The 18,952-nt window shown below is 65.8% G+C and carries 13 protein-coding genes; 6 read left to right on the forward strand and 7 right to left on the reverse strand.

What is annotated here, in order from left to right; genetic code table 11:
- Window positions 1-3 precede the first annotated feature (3 nt).
- Both ACZ1JV_RS01535 and ACZ1JV_RS01540 read left to right on the forward strand, forming a co-directional pair.
- On the forward strand, window positions 4-924 hold the full coding sequence (locus ACZ1JV_RS01535; RefSeq protein WP_465149756.1) for a formylglycine-generating enzyme family protein: 921 nt from the start codon (window positions 4-6) through the stop codon (window positions 922-924).
- Window positions 921-2,012, forward strand: coding sequence for an AI-2E family transporter (locus ACZ1JV_RS01540; protein ID WP_465149317.1), 1,092 nt, complete (start codon window positions 921-923; stop codon window positions 2,010-2,012). The genes ACZ1JV_RS01535 and ACZ1JV_RS01540 overlap by 4 nt, the downstream gene beginning before the upstream one ends.
- Here ACZ1JV_RS01540 and ACZ1JV_RS01545 read toward each other — a convergent pair.
- Window positions 1,985-3,256, reverse strand: a complete 1,272-nt coding sequence (locus ACZ1JV_RS01545) for a BamA/TamA family outer membrane protein (RefSeq protein WP_465149318.1) — start codon at window positions 3,254-3,256, stop codon at window positions 1,985-1,987. The genes ACZ1JV_RS01540 and ACZ1JV_RS01545 overlap by 28 nt on opposite strands.
- A 420-nt stretch (window positions 3,257-3,676) precedes the next feature.
- On the opposite strand from ACZ1JV_RS01545, the gene ACZ1JV_RS01550 reads away from it, so the two are divergent.
- Both ACZ1JV_RS01550 and ACZ1JV_RS01555 read left to right on the forward strand, forming a co-directional pair.
- Window positions 3,677-5,221 (forward strand): arylsulfatase, encoded by a 1,545-nt coding sequence (locus ACZ1JV_RS01550; protein ID WP_465149319.1) that lies wholly within the window; start codon window positions 3,677-3,679, stop codon window positions 5,219-5,221.
- A gap of 3 nt (window positions 5,222-5,224) precedes the next feature.
- On the forward strand, window positions 5,225-6,079 hold the full coding sequence (locus tag ACZ1JV_RS01555; RefSeq protein ID WP_465149320.1) for an acid phosphatase: 855 nt from the start codon (window positions 5,225-5,227) through the stop codon (window positions 6,077-6,079).
- Between the two features lie 53 nt (window positions 6,080-6,132).
- On the opposite strand, the gene ACZ1JV_RS01560 is transcribed toward ACZ1JV_RS01555, so the two are convergent.
- The 3 genes from ACZ1JV_RS01560 to ACZ1JV_RS01570 are packed head-to-tail and all read right to left on the reverse strand — an operon-like array spanning window position 6,133 to window position 10,830.
- Entirely contained in the window at window positions 6,133-8,655 is a 2,523-nt protein-coding gene (locus ACZ1JV_RS01560; RefSeq protein ID WP_465149321.1) for an Hsp70 family protein, read from the reverse strand.
- A gap of 1 nt (window position 8,656) precedes the next feature.
- Entirely contained in the window at window positions 8,657-9,037 is a 381-nt protein-coding gene (locus ACZ1JV_RS01565) for a hypothetical protein (protein ID WP_465149322.1), read from the reverse strand.
- A complete protein-coding gene (locus tag ACZ1JV_RS01570) occupies window positions 9,034-10,830 on the reverse strand; it encodes a hypothetical protein (RefSeq protein ID WP_465149323.1) in 1,797 nt (598 codons plus the stop codon). Before ACZ1JV_RS01570 ends, ACZ1JV_RS01565 begins: the two co-directional genes overlap by 4 nt.
- 531 nt (window positions 10,831-11,361) lie before the next feature.
- Here ACZ1JV_RS01570 and ACZ1JV_RS01575 point away from each other — a divergent pair.
- Together ACZ1JV_RS01575 and ACZ1JV_RS01580 are read left to right on the forward strand one after the other, a co-directional pair.
- Window positions 11,362-12,642 (forward strand): Xaa-Pro dipeptidase, encoded by a 1,281-nt coding sequence (locus ACZ1JV_RS01575; protein ID WP_465149324.1) that lies wholly within the window; start codon window positions 11,362-11,364, stop codon window positions 12,640-12,642.
- Between the two features lie 131 nt (window positions 12,643-12,773).
- Window positions 12,774-14,225 carry a CYTH and CHAD domain-containing protein gene (locus ACZ1JV_RS01580; protein WP_465149325.1) on the forward strand — a complete coding sequence of 484 codons (1,452 nt, stop codon included), beginning with the start codon at window positions 12,774-12,776 and terminating at the stop codon, window positions 14,223-14,225.
- Between the two features lie 38 nt (window positions 14,226-14,263).
- Here ACZ1JV_RS01580 and ACZ1JV_RS01585 read toward each other — a convergent pair whose 3' ends face one another.
- The 3 genes from ACZ1JV_RS01585 to ACZ1JV_RS01595 form a co-directional block, all read right to left on the reverse strand.
- Window positions 14,264-15,580 carry an MlaA family lipoprotein gene (locus ACZ1JV_RS01585; RefSeq protein ID WP_465149326.1) on the reverse strand — a complete coding sequence of 439 codons (1,317 nt, stop codon included), beginning with the start codon at window positions 15,578-15,580 and terminating at the stop codon, window positions 14,264-14,266.
- A 257-nt stretch (window positions 15,581-15,837) separates the two neighbouring features.
- Window positions 15,838-16,659, reverse strand: coding sequence for a 3-deoxy-manno-octulosonate cytidylyltransferase (locus ACZ1JV_RS01590; protein WP_465149757.1), 822 nt, complete (start codon window positions 16,657-16,659; stop codon window positions 15,838-15,840).
- A gap of 11 nt (window positions 16,660-16,670) precedes the next feature.
- On the reverse strand, window positions 16,671-17,708 hold the full coding sequence (locus ACZ1JV_RS01595) for a KpsF/GutQ family sugar-phosphate isomerase (RefSeq protein WP_465138860.1): 1,038 nt from the start codon (window positions 17,706-17,708) through the stop codon (window positions 16,671-16,673).
- Window positions 17,709-18,952 lie beyond the last annotated feature (1,244 nt).

Below are 18,952 nucleotides of genomic sequence, written 5' to 3' on the forward strand. Positions count from 1 at the left end.
GACATGGTCTGGCTGCCCGGCGGGCGCTTCACCATGGGGTCCAACCATCACTATCCGGAGGAACGCCCCGAACGCGCGGTGGAGGTGGATGGGTTCTGGATCGATCGCACCCCGGTCACCAATGCCGAGTTCGCCCGCTTCGTGGCCGCCACCGGATACCGCACTTTCGCGGAAATCGCGCCCGATGCGGCGGACTATCCCGGTGCCTTGCCCGAACTGCTGGTGCCTGCCTCGCTGGTCTTCCAGTCGCCCGGGCACCCCGTCGACGCGCGCGGCCCGGCCAGCCAGTGGTGGGACTTGCGCGCCGGCGCAGACTGGCGCCACCCCACGGGGCCGGACAGTTCGATCGAGGACATTCTGGACCATCCCGTCGTCCATGTCGCGCTTGTCGATGTGGAGGCCTATCTGGCCTGGGCGGGGCTGGACCTGCCGACCGAGGCGGAGTGGGAATATGCCGCCTGGGGCGGCCGCGAAGGGCAGGAATTCGCCTGGGGCACCGAACTCGTGCCCGATGGGATCCATCACGCCAATGTCTGGCAGGGCCTGTTTCCTTACGCCAACCTCGCGGAAGACGGCTGGGTGCGGACATCGCCGGTGGGGCTCTATCCCGCCAACGGCTTCGGCCTGTTCGACATGATCGGCAACACCTGGGAATGGACGACCGATTGGTGGTCCCAGAATGTGCAGGGCAAAGCCCCCGGGCCAAGTTGCTGCACCGTCGCCCGGCAGCGCGCGCAGGCGGGCAGCATCGATCCGCAGGACCCCGCCGGCATCGCCCGGCGCGTGCTGAAGGGCGGATCGCACCTCTGCGCCCCGAACTATTGCCGGCGCTACCGCCCGGCCGCGCGGCACCCGCATCCGGTGGACACCTCCACCTCGCACGTGGGCTTTCGCTGCGTGCGCCGACCGCCCAAGGGGTCATGACCGGCGACGAAAACGGGCAAGGCGTCAGGATGCGGATCGATACCCGCCAGATCGTCCTGACACTGCTGATCCTGGCGCTGGCGTTCTGGGTGGCTTTTTCGTTCCTGACGCCGCTCACCTGGGCGGCGGTGCTGGCCATCGCGGAATGGCCGCTCTACTGCCGCGCCGTGGCGCGGTTTCCGAACCGCCCGATCACGCTGGCGATCCTCTTCGCGCTGGGCACCGGGCTGTTCATCCTGGTGCCGCTGTCGCTGGCCGCCGCCGCGCTGGTGCAAGAAAGCCGGGCGGCGATCGACTGGTTCACGCGCGTGCAGCAGACCGGCATCGCCATGCCGCCGTGGCTGCCCGAACTGCCGCTGTTCGGCCGCCGCGCGGCGGGCTTCTGGCAAGATCATTTCGCCCGGCCGCGTTTGGCGGATGACCTGATGCATATCCTCAACACCAGTTCGCTGCTCAGTTGGACGCAGGCGATCGGCCTTGAAATCGTGCGCCGGTCGGCAACCGTGGTGATCACCGCCGTCGCGCTTGCCGGGCTGCTGTGGCACGGCCATACGCTGGCCAGACAGGGCCGCATGATCGCGGTGCGCATGTTCGGCAGCTTCGGCGGCGATTTCCTGTCCCGACTGGCCGAAGCGACCCGCGCGACCGTTACCGGCACGATCCTGGTTTCTTTCATCGAAGGCGCGATCATCGGCGTGGGCTATGCGGTGACGGGGGTGCCCCAGCCGACCCTGTTCGCCACGTTCACGATCATGCTGGCGCTCATCCCGTTCGGCGCATGGGCCGCGTTCGGACTGGCCAGCCTGATCCTCGTCGCCTCGGGCTCTGTGCTGAAAGGCGCGCTGCTTTTCGCGCTGGGCGCCGCGGTCATGACCATTGGCGACAATTTCGTGCAGCCGGTGGTGGTGGGCAGAGCGGTGAAGCTGCCCTTCCTGCTGGCGATGATCGGGGCGTTCGGCGGCCTTGCGCAGATGGGTCTCGTCGGCCTGTTCGTGGGGCCGGTGGTGATGGCGGCACTGCTGCTGATCTGGCGGCAATGGTTGCTGCCGGCACCGTCCGATCAATCCATCCCGAACGACCAGGCGTGACCGAACTGCAAGTAGAACACGCCGCCGCCGGGGCCGACCGCAACGTCGATCCCCGCGTCCAGCCCCAGCTTGCGCGCGATGCGATAGCGGAAACCCGCCCCGCCCGCGAAGATGGCCCCGGAATCGTCGAACAGCCGCCGGTCTCCTGCGGAGGTCGCGCCGACTCCGCCGAATGCCAGCAAGGCCCAGCGCGGGCTGAGTTGGCGGGTCAATTCGACTTCGGTACTGAACACCCCGCTGCCTTGATAGCGCTGGGCTTCCACCCCGCGCAAGTTGATGGCGGGGGCGAAAAAGATCGGAAAGTCGCCCCGGATCGCGGAGTATTCGGCCTTGTAGCCCAGCCGCCATTTGGGTGACAGCGGGCGAAAGGCATAGAGGTCCGCATCGTAGTTCTGGAATGTGCGGTCGCTGCCGAAAGCAGGTGAATTGAATTTGCCCTGGACCATGGCGTTCACCCCTTTGGTGGGCGTCATCTTGTTGTCGCGGCTGTCGAAATGCACGCCGAAGCCCATGGCGCCGGTTGTCAGCGTGCGGCCGAAATCACGGTCGATCGGCAGCGGATTGGCGAAATCGACACTGGATTTCAGCTTGCGGAAGTCGATCATCGGCCCCAGCGAAAATCGCCGGTCGGGCAGATGGACCAGCATGGAGCCGAGGATGCCGTACTTGTACCTGTTGGTGTACGACAACGGCTGGTCCAGAAAGCTGGGATGGGCATCGAGGGTGATCTTCCCGTGCCCGATTCCGAACTTGTAGCTGATCAGCCCGTCCACCGCCGAGCCGGATTCGAAATAGCCGAACCCGTAGGATCCATTGCCCGTCTTCACCGCACCCAGCATACGCCGCGTGACATTGCGGGGATCGTCCTTGGGCAGGGTGATGAACTGCGCCACCACGCCATAGCCGCCTTTCACCGCCGGCTCGGTGACGATGACCGGCATGGGAAAGAAGCCCCCCTTGGCCAGGTAATTGGAGAAATCCAGTTTCCCGTCCTGTTCATCGAAAAAGCGCTGGAAAAACCCCGATTTCTTTCCGGATGACGCCGCATCGCCTCCCGCTTCAGGCCCCGTTTCGACGCCGGTTCCCGGGCCAACCTTGGCGCTGACGTCAGGACCGGCAGGCGCATCGGTGGGCGGCGTGTTGGCGGCCGACGCCCCGGTTTGATCCATTCCGGACGGGGCCTGCATCTGCTGTTGCGCCTGGGCGAGATGCGGCATGGCAAGCAGCGGCGCAAGCACCAGCATCGTCACCCGCCGGGCGATGCGTAATCGGCAAGAAGGCCGGCGTTCCGGAAAGGTCGCCTGAGCTGGCTGTTGCACTGCCGGACGCGCAGCCCGATGCATCGCCACTGTCACTGGCACGGCGACCCGCATTGCCTATCCAAAACGGCCATTTGCCCGCTCCTGATCCCGGTCTTTCGATCCGCAGTCTTGCAAGAACTGTGCGGCAACAACGCGTGCGGCTGAATAGGGGTTTACCCCCGATCTCGCGCATATGCTTCCGGGTCCCGCACCGGACCCTCCCGGAGGCTGGCCTGCGCGCCTGCCCGGCCGGCAAGTGAATCTCTTCACGGAACCCGCGCATGCCGGCCTAGGGGAATCCCCGATAGATAATCGCGTAAAGAACTTCGACCATGCAAGGGAACTTCTGGGAAGGACTCTACCATGCCGAATGGAAAGCCGAACATCCTGGTCATCTGGGGTGACGATATCGGGATCAGCAATCTCAGCTGCTATACTGACGGCCTGATGGGCTATAAAACGCCGAACATCGATCGCCTTGCCAAGGAAGGCATGAAGTTCACCGACAGCTACGGCGAACAGAGCTGTACGGCAGGCCGGTCCTCCTTCATCACCGGGCAGAGCGTGCTGCGCACCGGCCTTTCCAAGGTGGGCATTCCCGCCGCGCCCATCGGCATGAGCGAGAAGATCGTCACCATCGCCGCGCTGCTGAAGGAACAGGGCTATGCCACCGGCCAGTTCGGCAAGAACCACCTGGGCGACCTGAACCACATGCTGCCCACCAACCACGGGTTCGACGAATTCTTCGGCAACCTCTACCACCTCAATGCCGAGGAAGAGCCGGAAATGGCCAACTATCCGACCCATGAGCCGGATATGCCGAACTTCAAGGACCGTTTCGGGCCGCGCGGCGTGATCCACAGCTGGGCGACGGACACCGACGACACCACCGAAATGCCGCGCTGGGGCAAGGTGGGGAAGCAGAAGATCGAGGATACCGGCCCGCTCACCAAGGAACGCATGGAAACCTGCGACGACGAGTTCGTCGCGGCGGCGCTGGCTTTCATGAAAAAGCAGGAGGCCGAAGGCAAGCCCTGGTTCGTGTGGATCAACACCACGCACATGCATATGTTCACGCACACGAAGAAGGAAAGCCTGGGCCAGGCCGGCCGCTGGCAGTCGCCCTATCACGACACCATGATCGATCATGACAAGAACGTGGGCGAGGTGCTCGACGCGCTCGACGAAATGGGCATCGCAGACGACACCTTCGTCATGTATTCCACCGACAACGGCCCGCACCGCAATTCCTGGCCCGATGGCGGCATGACCCCATTCCGCAGCGAAAAGAACACCAACTGGGAAGGCGCCTTCCGCATTCCGCTGATCATCCGCTGGCCGGGCAAGGTAGAGCCGGGATCGGTGTCGAACGGCATCGTCCAGCACCACGACTGGTTGCCGACGTTCCTTGAAATGGCGGGTGAGCCAGACATCGTCGAGAAGGTCAAAAAGGGCTACCCGGCGATCGGGCGAACCTACAAGAACCACATCGACGGGGTTAGCCTGCTGGGCCATATCACCGGCAAGGAGGAGAACAGCCCGCGCAACTTCTTCTTCTACATCAGCGACGATGGCGACATCCTGGCCATGCGCTACGACAATTGGAAGCTCGTCTTCCTGGAACAGCGCTGCAAGGGCACCATGCAGGTCTGGGCGGAACCGTTCACGCGGCTACGCTTGCCCAAGCTGTTCAATCTGCGAACGGACCCATACGAGTTCGCCGATATCACGTCGAACACTTATTACGACTGGTTCCTGTACAACGCCTACTTCATCTACGCCGCGCAAACCGGCGCGGCGATGTTCGCGGAGACGTTCAAGGACTTCCCGCCGATCCAGCATCCCAACAGCTTCACCATCGACGACGCGATCGCCAAGATGGGCGACGCCGCCGCCGGTTCGAGCTGACGGATGCGGCCCGTTAAACCGGTTCTGCCGGTTGCGCTGGGCGCCGTCGCGGTCTTCATGATCGCGGCGGCGCCCGGGGCCGCCGATCAGCCCGCGACAGGAACGGCACCGGCGCTGACGCCCTCCATCGCGGCCAAGCTGCCACCGAACATGCCCAAGGGCTATCTGCCGCCCGATCAGTTGCCGGACAGCCTTGCCCTGCTGCCCCCGCCGCCCCCGGCAGGGTCGGCCGCCTTCGTGCGGGATGAGGAGGTCAGCAAGGCCACCGCGCGCGATCCCGGCTCGCCGCGCTTCGTTCAGGCGGCCAGCGATGCCGATCTGAAGCCCGCCCATGCCCTCCAGACCTTCGCCTGCGCGGCCGGCGTCACGCCCGATCCGAAGCGGACGCCGGTGCTCTACCGGTTGCTGGGCAAGGCGATGATCGACATCGGCCTTTCGACCTACAAGGCGAAGACGCATTACCAGCGCGTCCGCCCCTTCGTCGCGCACGGAAACGGCACATGCCTGCCGGCGGACGAGGCGGCGCTGCGGCAGGACGGGTCCTACCCCTCCGGCCATAGCGCCCTGGGCTGGGGCTGGGCGCTGATCCTGGTCGAACTGGTGCCCGATCGAACCGACGCGATCCTCCAGCGCGGCCGCGATTTCGGGGAAAGCCGTCTGGTCTGCAACGCCCATTGGGCCAGCGATGTCGATGCCGGGCGTCTGGTCGCGGCGGCAGCGGTGGCGCGGCTCCATGCGGATCCGGCCTTCCGGGCCGACCTTGCGGCAGCGCGGACCGAACTGGCGGGCAGCACCCTTCCCGCCCCGCCGCCAACAGAGACTTGCGCCGCGGAAGCCGCCTCGCTCGCCATGCAATGACCGCGCCGGGCAGGTCCGCCTGCCCTGCTATCGGCCCCTGCTCTCGGCCCCGGCTAGCGGCGCAAACCGGCCAGTGCCGACACGTCACCACCTTCTGCGCGGGCCGGCAGCAGGCCGTAAAGCTCGCCGATCACCTGACGCAGGGCCTGCAGGTCGTTCGCCGCCAGTGCCGCCTCTCCGCGGCGGGCGGTGAGGTCGAAGCGCACGGCATCCACCGCCGCGCGGCGTTGTCCGCAGAGCCAGTGGAACTGGCCGACCAGGAACTCGGGCTGCGCCACCAGCGCGCGGCCGCGCACCGTTTCGATCGCCTCTATCGCGCGCCGCGCGATCTGGAAGCGGGCATCGGCAATCGCCCGCAGCGCGGTTTCCCGATGGCTGGCCACGTCCGCCATATCCCCCGGAGAGAGGATCGCGGAAAGGTTTCGAACCTGCCGCTCCGCCGCTTCCAGTTCATGGCGCAGCACCGCGGCGCGCAGTTCCGGGCGATGCAGCAGACGGGAAAGATCCTGCCCGATCAGCCGCGCCTCTTCCGCGATCGAGCGGAAACCGTCGGCATCGGCGGTGATCTCCAGCCGGTCGAACTGTTCGCCGATGCGGGCATAGAGGTCGCTCAGTTCGCCCGGCGCATGGCGCGTCAGCACATCGCGCGCCTGATCGATCCGCATGTGGACGCCGGCCATCGCCTCGGTCGCATAGGCGCGGCCACCCGTGGCGAAATCGATGCGGGCCAGATCCTCGATATAGAAGCTGTGATCGCGCAAGTGCAGCCCGTGGTCGGGCAATTCGATGGAGCAGCGGATCAACTGGCTGTCATCCACCGACCAGTGCAGCACCACTTGCTCGCCGGGGGCCAGCGGGCGGCTATAGGCAGGCAAATCCTCTCCGGAAAGGCGGAACGCGCCCACCAGCAGGTTCGCCTCCGGCTCCGGCACCCCCTCCGCCTGTTCGAACAGTTCGACGTCGATCCATTCGGCCGTGCCCGGATCGATCTTGCGCGCGGCGCGTAGGACTTTCGTCCCCTGGCGCGGCAGCGTCTCGCCCTTGGTCACCAGCGGTTCCAGCACGTTGATCGTGCGCACGCCGTCGCTGTCCTCCACTTTCACGGCAATGGTGCTGGTGCAGGGCGCACCGGCGGCCACGGCCACCACGCGGGTGATCGTCAGCTCGCGGCAGGCGTCTTCCACCGGCCGACCAGCCGCGTCGGTCACGGTCATCCGCACGCGGGTTTCGCCTTCGCCCAACTGGACCGAGAAGACCGGGCTTTCGCTCACCAGCCGCTCGCCATAGTCGCGCCCGTCGCTGGCCAGCGCGGAGACGCGCAGCCCCTCTGCCCCTTCGGCCTGTGCCGTGACGCGGATGCGCCCGCGATCGCGCAAAGTGCGCGCTTCGTAGTCATAGGATACCGCCGCGCCCGCTGCTTCCTGCAGGCGTCCCTGCTTCCCACCGGAGCCACTCCCGGCTCCGTCGGTGCCCGACCAGTCGCGCCCTTCGGCATAGATCGCCGCGCCGCGCGCCACGGCCGTCATCGGATCGATTTCCAGATCGGCGGCAATGCCCAACCCGGCCGGAACCAGCCGCCGCACGATGGGCATGCGCGAAGGCCCGCCGATCAGCACCACCCGGTCGATGTCCGAAGGCGCATAGCCATTGTCCGCCACGACCTTGCGGCAAAGCTCCACCGATCGCTCGATCCGTTCGGCCACCAGCGCTTCCAGTTCGGCGCGCGAGATCACAATCTCCAGATAGATCGGCCGCCCATCCAGATCGTTGGTGCGCGCATCGTGGTCGGAAACGAAGACGATCGCCTGTTCGGCAAACGACAGTTCGATCTTGGCCAGTTCGGCATTGGCCGTCGCCAGCGCCAGCAGGCGGCGAAATTCGGGCCGCCGGTGAAAGTCTTCGGGCAGCGTGAAATTGGCCAGCAGCCAGGGGCGCACCACGCGGTCGACCAGCGTGCGGTCGAAATCGCTGCCGCCCAGCATGTTGATGCCCTCATGCGCCTCGATGGAGACCGAACCCTCCACCGCGCGCACCAGCGCCACGTCGAACGTGCCGCCGCCAAGATCGTAGATCAGGAACAGCCCGCTGCGCGTACCCGGCCGCTCCAGACAGGCGAGCGCGGCGGCGATCGGCTCCTGCAGCAGGCCCACCCGATCGAGCCCGGCGGCCCGCGCGGCGCGGATCGTCGCTTCGGACTGCATCTGGTTGAACGCCGCCGGCACGGTGATCACGGTGCCCTCCACCGCCGCATCGCCCACCCGCATCCGCGCCTGCTTCACCAACTGGCGCAGCACTTCGGCGCTGGCATCCTCCGGCGTGATCGTCTCGTCCTCGGTGCCGAAGGGCAGCGCGGTATCGGTGCCCAGCAGGCGTTTGAACCGCGCGGCGATGCCTTGCGGGGATACCTGAAGCTGGTCGTAGGCACGCTTGCCCACATAGCGGCTGCCGGTGCGGTCGCGCATCACCACCGAAGGCAGCACATCCTCCCCGCTGACCGACTTGAACAGCGTCAGCCGCCCGTCCTGATGGCCGACGATGGCCGAATTCGACGTGCCGAGATCGATACCCAGATACATGTCAGGCTTTCCTCAGGAGTATCCGGCCGGGCAGCACGACATCGGTCCCGCACAGGATGGTAGGTTCGACGGTGCGGTCCACGGCCACGTTCTCGCAGCCTTCCACTTCGTCGGGATTGATCGGATTGGCCGGGATCTGGGCGCCCCAGTCCTGGCCGTCGAACGTGACCAGCCGCAAGTCGCCCTGCGCCAGCAAGGTATCCAGCCGCCGCCCGGCAAAGCGCAGCATGGCCTGCCCGGCCTGGGTGCGGGAGGGCGGGGCCTGAGCAAGCTCCCCCGCCAGCGCATCGGCCAGCTTCCAGGCCAGGCTGGCCACTTCGGCCAGCGTGCGGCGGCTGTCGTCGGCGGCCTGAGCCGGCATTTCGGCGGACAAGTCGGTCATGGCTTGGCTCCCTGCATGGCAGCGCCCGTGGTCCCTGAGTATGCCGGGCCCGAGTATGTGGGCGGGGATGGCGGTGCACCATTGGCTGGCGGGTAGCCGCCATAGCCCCTGCCCCATGTCGGCCGAGGCCGCGGCTCTTCCCATTCGCGGCGCATCCCTTGCGCCCGCTGGGCGTCGTTGGCGGCGCGGATGCGCTCCGCTTCGGCATTCGACTGGCGGATTTCCTCCCGCATGCGGGCCAGTTCCTGCGCCCGCGCGCTGGCCTGCGCCTCGGCAGCGGATGGCGACGTCTCTCGCGCCGGTTCGCGCGCCGAAGCGCCTGATGAAAGGGCCGATGATGGGGCCGACGAAGATTGCGCCGACGGTTCCCGGTGCCGGGGTGCATCATGGTGTCCGCCGCAGCGCATCAGCAGCAGGACGATGCTGGAAATGCCCAAAGCCCATCCGGCAAACCCGGCGTTCAGCTGGTTCAGATCGCGTTTCAGCTGGTCGCGGACCGTCTCGGGCGGGTCTTCGTCCAGCAACCATCTGAACAGGATCCTCGCGCATTGGCGGTCGCGCGTTTTATTGTACGTCGCGATGATGATCGCACGGGCCAACTGGAAAGGGGCCACCCGCTTGCCTTCCGCGGCTTCCAGTGTGGCTTCGAAACATTCGATAAGCTCGGCAGCCAGGCCCTTGGCCTTCGGGCCCATCCGGCCACTCTTCACCTGAGCAACGAAACGGCTGCGCTGCTTGGCAATGCGATCGCCCAGCTCGGTCAGGCGCTGGACCGCGACGTTGCCCAACAGCACCGGCATCTGCTGCTCCAGCCGTTTGCGCTGCTGCGGAAAGTGGGCAAAAGCATCGAGCAGAGCCTCCGCCAGCCGCAGCGCGACGCCATGCTGGTCATGCGTATTGGCGATCTTGACCGTCAGCCCCAGCAGCGAATCGAAGATCCGCGCGGATTCCCCATCGTCCAGCGCGCGCGCCGCTTCCATCACCTGGATCGGCCGGCGATAAGCGGACCACTGGTTGAGCACGGCGATCAGGCTGTTGATCTGCATCGCATTGGCGGGATCGGCATCGATCAGCGCCACGCTGGTCTGGATGCGCATCTCCAGCCGCCCCAGCGGTTCCTGGATCGCGGCGGCGTAAGCGGTTTGCAAGGCTTCGAGAAACGCGGCCAGCGTCGATCCCGGCCTGGCGGAACGATGCACGGTGCCGGTCAGGCGCGCGCGGCCTTCGGGGGAGGCGGCAATCAGCGGGCCCAGCCGCGCCGCCGCATCGCCCAGCCGCCCGGCCACGGCCCGCTCCCACTGGTCCACGTCGATCGGGCGATAGCCGCCGCGCCCGCGCGCCTCGTCCAGCAGGTTCAGCGTGGTTTCCGGCTGCCACCGGGCGATGATCTCGATCAGGTCGAACGCCGGCTGCACGTCTATAGCGCGCAAGTCGGCCCCGGCTTCGGCCAGATTGATCGCGGCCAACCCCGTCGTCCGGCCGGACAAATGCAGCAGCGCCGCCGCATCGCCGCGCGCGATGGCGGCAATCGCGGCCTGCTGCTGGTCCGGCGTGCATTCGGGCAGCCAGCCGATTTCCTGCCCCAGCCGGTCCCGCGCCGAAAACAGGCTGGCCCGTGCCGCCTGCAACGCGGCCTCATCCTGCCCTTCCTCGAAAGCCAGATCGTCCACCCGCTGCGAGACGCGGTCCTGACTGGCATCCAGCGGCAGCCCCAGCACGGCAAAGGCATTGCCCGAAAGCGGCCGGAACGCGGCTTCTACCGGTGCGGCCGGAAGAGGCGCCGAACTCGACAAGGGAGCAGGCCGCCGTTCCGAGACGCCAGCCGCTTGCGAAGTCGTTCCCGCAATCGGCCCAGCAATCGCCCCCGCAATTGGCTGCGAAGCCGCCGGGGAAACCGAAGGCACTCCAACCGTTCCAGGCAATCGCTTGCCAAATGTACGCATCCCCACTTGCCCACCGCCAAATTCCGCCACCGAGAGTATGCGCAACAATTGGTAAATAAGGGCTTTCATCGTGAGCAATAGCCGAGAACGCGGTTGGACCGATCACTTGTGTACACAGACAGGCGATCTGCAAACGATTGACGGACCCGGTAGAATTACTGGCCATATCTTGGGAACAACTGTGACAGCATCTTGCTCTCGAAAGTCCCGATCTCCGCTCCCCGCCCTACCCCTCGCACCGGCCCGTCACCACCGTCAGCGCGGCTCTTGCCGGGCCCTGCCGGTCTGTGCTCTATCGGCGGCGGGGGTATTGTTTCGGGGCGTAAGTCGCGCGCGCCGGGCGCTTCCATCCTTTGTGTTTTTCCCATTCTTCGGAGAACGATGATGCGCTTGCGTTTGTCTGTGGCTGCCCTGCTGGCCTCGGTTGCGATGTCCACGGCGGTTCATGCAGAGACGGTGGTGCTCACCGCCGCGCGCATGGTGGACGTGCTGGCCGGCAAGTCGGTCGACAAGCCGCAGGTCGTCGTCACCGATGGCCGCATCGTCAGCGTCGGCCGTCAGGGCGATGCCGTTCCGCAGGATGCCAGGCGCATCGATCTGGGCGATCGCACGCTGGTGCCGGGCCTGATCGACATGCACGTCCACCTGACCTCGGACCCGACGATTTCGGGCTATAACGGCCTTGAATATACCGATAATTTCTGGACGGTCGTGGGCGTCGCCAATGCCAAGCGCACGCTGGACGCGGGCTTCACCACCGTGCGCAACGTCGGTTCGTCCAACTATGACGATGTCGCGCTAAAGCAGGGCATCGAAAAGGGCTATGTCCCGGGCCCGCGCATCGTGCCGGCCACGTACGCGCTGGGTGTAACCGGGGGCCACTGCGACAGCACCGAATTCCCGCCCTCGGTCCAGGTGCCCTCCCCCCAGATCGCCAACACGCCCGACGGTTTCCGCGCCGCCGTGCGCCGCAACCGCAAGTATGGCGCCGAAGTCATCAAGGTCTGCATGACCGGCGGCGTGCTGTCGAAGACGGACTCGGTGGGCGCGCAGCAGCTGAGCTATGAAGAGATCAAGGCGATCGTGGATGAGGCGCACATGCTGGGCATGCGCGTGGCCGTCCACGCCCACGGCACCGAAGGCATCAACACCGCCCTGCGCGCCGGGGTGGACACCATCGAACACGCCAGCCTGGCGGACGAAACCAGCTTCAAGCTGGCGAAGGACCACGGCGCCTGGTTCGATATGGACATCTATGACGATGACTACATCCTGGCAGAAGGCGCGAAGAACGGCGTCTTCGCCGAAAGCCTGGCCAAGGAGAAGGCGATCGGCCTGAAGCAGCGCCAGACCTTCCGCGCCGCCCACGCGGCCGGGGTGAAGATGCTGTTCGGCACCGACGGCGGCGTCTATCCCAATGGCGACAACGCCCTGCAGTTCGCCAAGATGGTGGAATGGGGCATGACGCCGATGGAGGCGATCCAGGCCGCCACCCGCAACGCGGCAGAGGCGCTGGACCGCACGGCCGACCTCGGCGCTATCGCCCCCGGCCGCTACGGCGATATCATCGCGGTGGACGGCGATCCCCTGCAGGACGTGCGCCTGCTGCAGCACGTGGCCTTCGTGATGAAGGCGGGCAAAGTGGAAAAGCCTGCCTCCTGATCGGGCGCATCCAGCCATGACGGAAGGGGCCAATGGACGACGATGTAGAGGACGGGGGCCCCTTTCGTCACGGCACTGTCAATAAGCACCGGTTTCCCCTATGATTTCCGTCAAGAGGGCGGAGATCCGGCATGACTGCGAACGCAGCCGACGAAGAGGAACTGAAGCTTGAACTGACGCCGGAAGGTGCCGATGCGCTGGAAGGCGCGGGGCTGTTCGCGTCTTCGCCCACGGCGGTCCGGCAGGAATCGACCTATTTCGATACCCCCGACCACGCGCTTTCGCAGGCCGGGCTGTCGCTGCGCATCCGCCGCAGCGGCAGGCGCCGGGTGCAGACGGTGAAGGCCGATCGCTCTGCCGCCGGCCTGCTGGTCCGCTCGGAATGGGAGTGCGAGGTTTCCGGCGATCACCCCATCCTCGACACGGATAGCCCGGTCACCGCGCTGCTGGGGCCGCAGACCGCCACGCTCTCGCCCGTGTTCACGGTGGAGAACCAGCGGCGGATCTGGGTAGTGAACGGCGTGGAAGTGGCGCTCGACCGGGGCCGGATCGTCGCCGGCGACCGCTTCACGCCGATCTGCGAAGTGGAACTGGAGCGCAAGGGCGGCGATCTTGCCGCGCTGTTCGACCTTGCCCGCAAGATCGACGCCGTGGCGCCGGCGCGGATCAATGTGCGCAGCAAGGCGGAGCGCGGCTATCGCCTGCTGGGCCCGGCCGCACGCGCCGTAAAGGCCCTCCCCATCGACCTGACCGCGGAGATGACCGCGGGCGAGGCGTTTCGGGCCATAGTCGGCGCCTGCATCGGCCAGTTCCACCGCAACCTGCCGGCGATTCTGGACCATGACGATGCCGCCGCGCTGCATCAGGCCCGCGTCGCGATCCGCCGCCTGCGCTCGGCACTGACGATCTACAAGGCGATGCTGGCCGAAGATCGCGTGGCCGCCAGAATCGGCCGCGAACTGCGCTGGCTGGCTGGAAAATTGGGTGCCGCGCGCGAAGTGGACGTGGTGATTGCCGATGCGCGGGATGCCGATCTGCTTGCGCGGCTGACCGCCGCACGCACCCGCGCCTATGCCGGGGTCGGCATCACCTTGCGGTCCAAACGCACCCGCGCGCTGATGCTGGATCTGGCCGAATGGATCGTGCTGGGCGACTGGGCGGCAACGCCCGCCCATGCCGACACACGCGACCAGCCGGTCTGCGCCTTCGCTGCAAAAACGCTGCGCCATCGGCGCAAGGTATTGAAAAAACGGGGCCGCGATCTGCCATCGCTGGACGATGAAGCGCGGCACGAGGCACGCAAGGCGGCGAAGAAGCTGCGTTATGCGGCGGACTTCTTCGCCGCGCTCTATACCGGCAAGCAGGCCCGCCGCCGCGACCATTTCGTGGACGAACTGGAAACCCTGCAGGACCGTCTGGGCGTGCTCAACGATCTGGCCAGCGCGCCCGCCGTCGTAGAGCGGCTAGGCCTGAGCGACCTGCCCCGGGCAAGCGATCTTGTCGCACGCGGCGATAAACCACGCCTCGTCAAATCCGCAGCCCGCGCGATGGACGCTTTCGGCGAAGTGAAGCGCTACTGGTAAACGGCTCGCCGCGGATATCCCCTGCGTCCGCCGGGCGATCAGGGCTGGGTTTCGAGCAGCGCCGGATTGCCCTGAGGCTGAGCCTGGGCCTGTGACTGGGGCTGAACGGGCAGCGTCTGGGTGGGCGTGCCGCCCTGCCCTGCCGCGTCGGGCACGCCCGGCACCGGCGGCGTTACCGAAACCGCGCTTGGCCCAGATGCGGGTGCCGCAACCGGCGCTGCTGCCGCCGGATCAGCGGGAACCGCGGCCGGCTGCTGCGCTTCTGGCGCCGCTTCGTCCTTCTTCTTCTTGCCGGGGGTTTTCATGCCCGGCCCGTAGACCGGCACGACATTCGGCGTCACGCGGCCATGCAGTGCGTCGATTTCCGCCTGACGCTGCCGCAGATAGAGTTCGCGATAAGTCGCATAGGGGTCGTCCGTCGCGCGGATGCGGTTGATCTCTTCGTCGAACGCGCCGCGCTCACCCAATTGCCGCACAACGCTCATCGGCAGCGCCACTTCGGGCTTGGTGAAAGGCTTGCCGATCAGCGTGGGCGCCAGCACCAGATTGTCGATCGTATCGCCGATCAGATCGCGCACGGTGGTCGGGCCGACAAGCGGCAGATACATGTAAGGCCCCGGACCGATGCCGTAGAAGCCCATCACGTTAGCCAGCCCATTGGGGCGATAGGGCAGATTGAACGGCTTGCGCTTGGCGACATCGACAAAACCCGCGACGCCCAGCGTGGTGTTGATCACGAAGCGCCCGGCCGTTTCCGCCGCCTTGCCCGGCTTCAGCTGCAGCATGTAGGCCAGGAACACCACGGGTTCATTGAAATTGTTGAAGAAATTGCGCAGGCCCTGACGGATCGGCCGCGGAATACCCTTGTTATAGATCTTGGCGACCGGCTCGATCACTGCCTTGTCCACCGCCTGCACGGCCTTGAACGATTCGACGTTGATCTGCTCCAGCGGATCACCCGGCGACGGCCGGCGGTGGCGCACGATGATTTCCGAGCCCGCCATCGTCGGGTCGGAATTGTCGTTGGCGGGCGTATTTTCGCCGGTCTGCGCGGATCCGAGCGTCGGCAGCGAGGTCGCCGGATCGAAAGTGGTCTGTTGCGGCGCGCTCTCGGCGCTACCGAAAGTCGGCAGCACGATGGGAAGCGGGGCCGCCTGAGCGGGTGACGCCTGAGTGGGCGAGGTTTGAGCGGGCGACGTCTGGGCCGAAGCTTCAGCCGAAGCGCCCGCCGGGGCTTGCGGCGCCGTGGTACTTTCGACGGTGGCCTGGGCCAGATTCGCGCCCAACGTCGCGGTCGCGGCGTCGGGAACCGGCGAACCCATCATCAACACGACAGCGGCAACCGTCACGCTCATTCGATCATCCTTGTCGGGCGGCGCACGTCATGTACACGCCGGCCATCCACGCCTGTCCGTGGACGCGGCTCCTTTGGCGGGGGAACTTGGAGCGCACATTATCGCGGCTAAGCGGGATTGCGCCTTTCGTCAATTGCGCGCCACGTGAATGACTTGTCGGTGCGGCAGCCGGAGCAACGCCTGCGATGCCGGCCCGAAGACGCCGGAGCAGCCCTGCGATGCCAGCCCAAAGGATTTCAAAGGCCGGCGCAAGCTGCTCAGGCAATGCCCCTTTCCTTCAGGATGGCTTCGATTACCGGCTTATCGCCCGGATTATTCAGTTCGATCGCATCCCATGCCAGCGGATCGAGCTGGACGACTGCGATCGGCAGGCCAAGGTCGAGGAAGCGCAACTGCTCCAGCCCTTCCAACTGTTCCAGCGCGCAAGCCGGCTCCGCCGCATAGCGCGCCAGGGCGGCCGGACGATAGGCATAGAGGCCCAGATGGAGGTGTACGGGCGGAAATTCCAGCGCCGCCGCTTCCGGCGGCAGATGCGGCACCACCCGCTTGGAGAAATAGAGTGCGCGGCCGCGCCCATCGACCACCACGGTGGTGCCACCCACCCTGCCCTCTGCCTGGTCCTGGGTGAGATGGGCATAGACCGTGCGCGATGCCCGCACCGCCGGCGTGGCCATGACCGCGCCGGGATCGCGCGCCAGTTGCGCCACCAGCCCCGGGATCACGCTTGCCGGCGATAGCGGCGCATCGCCCTGCAGATTGACGATGACGTCGGCCACCGGCCCAAGCTTGGCCACGGCTTCCGCGCAGCGCTCGGTACCATTGGCGCAATCGGGAGAGGTCATGACCACCTGCCCGCCGAAGCTTTCCACTTCCTCGGCAATGCGCGAATCGTCAGTGGCGACCCACACGCCCGCTGCGCCTTCGACCGCCATCGCGCAGTCCCAGCTGCGGCGGATCAGGCTGCGCGCCTCGCCAGTCGCGCCGGTCAGCTTGACCAGCGGCTTTCCGGGGTAGCGGGTGGACGCATAGCGGGCGGGAATAACGATCGCGAAACTGGAATTGGCCCCCATGTCGACCATCGTGGCGGAGTTCACGCCAGGCCCATGCGCAGGAAGTCGTGCAAGTGGATGATGCCCACGGGCAGCTGGTTCCCGGTCACCATCGCCTCGTCATTGATCGCCACGCAGGCGGCTTCGTCATCGGCCACGACGAAGGCGCAGGTGATCTTGGAATCGTTGAGGAAGCGCAGGGCATCTTCCGCCATCATGCCGGCGCGCACGACCTTGGGCCGCCGCGTCATCACATCGCGCGCGCGAAGCTGGCCAAGGTCGCGGAAATGGCGGCGAAGATCGCCGTCGGTAATGATCCCGACCAGTCTGCCCGCCGGATCGACGACGCCGGCAATACCGAAGCCCATCGACGTCATCTGCGAGATGACCTCTTCCATCGGCATCTCGCGATCGACCAGCGGCAGCTTGTCCCGGCCGTGCATGAGCTGGCCCACCGAAGCGAGGCGCAGGCCGATCGTACCGCCGGGGTGCAGTTCCCTGAAGCCGTCGCGCGAGAACCCGCTGGCGTCCATCAGCACCATCGCCAGTGCGTCGCCTAGCGCCAGTTGCTGGGTCGTCGAACTGGTCGGCGCGATGTTCGAACTGCAGGCTTCCTGCGCCTGCGGCACCAGAATGCAGACGGTGGAGCGGCGCTGCATCATCGAGCCTTCACCCGAAGTCACCCCCACAACGGGGATGCCGCGCCGGTCGGCGTGATCGAACAGCACCTGGAATTCGGCGGTATTGCCCGAATTGGAAAACGCCAGAACGACGTCACCTTCCACCAGCATGCCGAGATCGCCATGCGCGGCCTCGCCGGGATGGAGGTAGATGGCGGGAGAGCCGGTAGCCGCGAAGGTCGCGGCGATCTTGCGTCCGACATGGCCGGACTTGCCGATGCCGGCCACCACGATGCGCCCGGTGGCCAGGCCCAGCAGTTCGCAGGCGGAAACGAAGTTGCGGTCCAGCGACGCCGCCAGATCGTCAAGCGTCCGCGCCTCGATCCCGATAACGTCGCGCGCCCGCGCCAAAACCCCTTCGCTTGCTCCAACGGCCTTAAGCACTACTGACGATGCCAAAACGAACTCCCCTTGCCCGTGAACGAAGACCCAGCCATTTGCGAGCTTCTCGCACCGAAGCTGCACCTCACCTGACTAACTCTTCGCGTCGGCATAATTTTCAACGCTCTACGCGTTATCTCTCGCAATGCAGCATGTAAATGCCGCAAGCCGTTCCCGCGGTGAAAACGTTGAGTGAAAAAATTTCAACACGCTGAATCGGTTGATCTATTTTGCACGCAGAGACGCGTTTACCTTGCCACCGATGTCAGAATGACAGAATTTTCACAGTACTGACGGCATTTTCATCTCCATCGGCACGCGGCACCCATCGGGTTTACGCACGCTTCGCAGCGAAATGCGCTGGAAACGCATCGCCTGCGGTAGTCACGCGGCGTTAGCTGCGGAAGTTATTCTCTCTCTCATTGCATGGCCGTTCGCTCCGTTGCAGTGCCCGGGCGCCGTCCCCTCGCGCGATCGGCCCCGTTCCATAGACGGAGCAAGCGAGTGGCAGCCTTGGTCGCTCCGGTTGCGGCAAGCGATTCTCGATGGCAATATTTGCGCGATTTTTGCCCAAATATTAGGCAGCCTCAGGGCTTCATACAGAGCTTTTTTGGCAATACTTGGACCTGTGGATCATCCGAGCGGCTCACGGCCCCTAAGGGGCCTTAAAATCGAAAATCCAGCTTTTCCCGTTTTGTTCCTCGCCAGAAAAACCGAAATTCTGGGTTTTCCTGCTCGAACCAAGTTTTCAGGCCCATTCGTTCGGTTTCCGTCCCTCGATCGCCAGCTCGGAGCGAGTATCCACCTCGGCCTGCTCGACTGAGGCGAAAGTTGGGCGATAGTTCCCCGGCTTCCAGTTATCGTTTCCAAATGCTGGCGGCCGGTGCGTCGCGATCTCCGTGCACGGGGAGCGACGCGCAGGAAACGTTTCGCGCGTCCACAGGTTGGACCGCGAGGCAAGAGGTCCGATGGTGGGGCATCGATCCGAGAGCCGCAACTCTCATCGTCAATGCTTGTCCAAAACTTTTAGGAGCCCATCGACGCCCTCCCCTGCCCGGCCGTACACGTCCGTGGCCTGCAGTTCGGGCGCCGCTGTCAGGAGGCGGTGTGGATGTGTTCTGGTAGCTGCCGTGCCGGGCGAGGCGCTTAGAATGTCCCATCAAACGCTTTGCTGTGTTGGGCCTGGGCCGGTCCTGGCAGGCTTCCTATGGCGCCCGGAACGAAGATTGGAGCGAGACCTCCACTTGCACCAGGACATTGCT

The sequence above is a fragment of the Novosphingobium sp. BL-S-19 genome, from assembly GCF_055521675.1.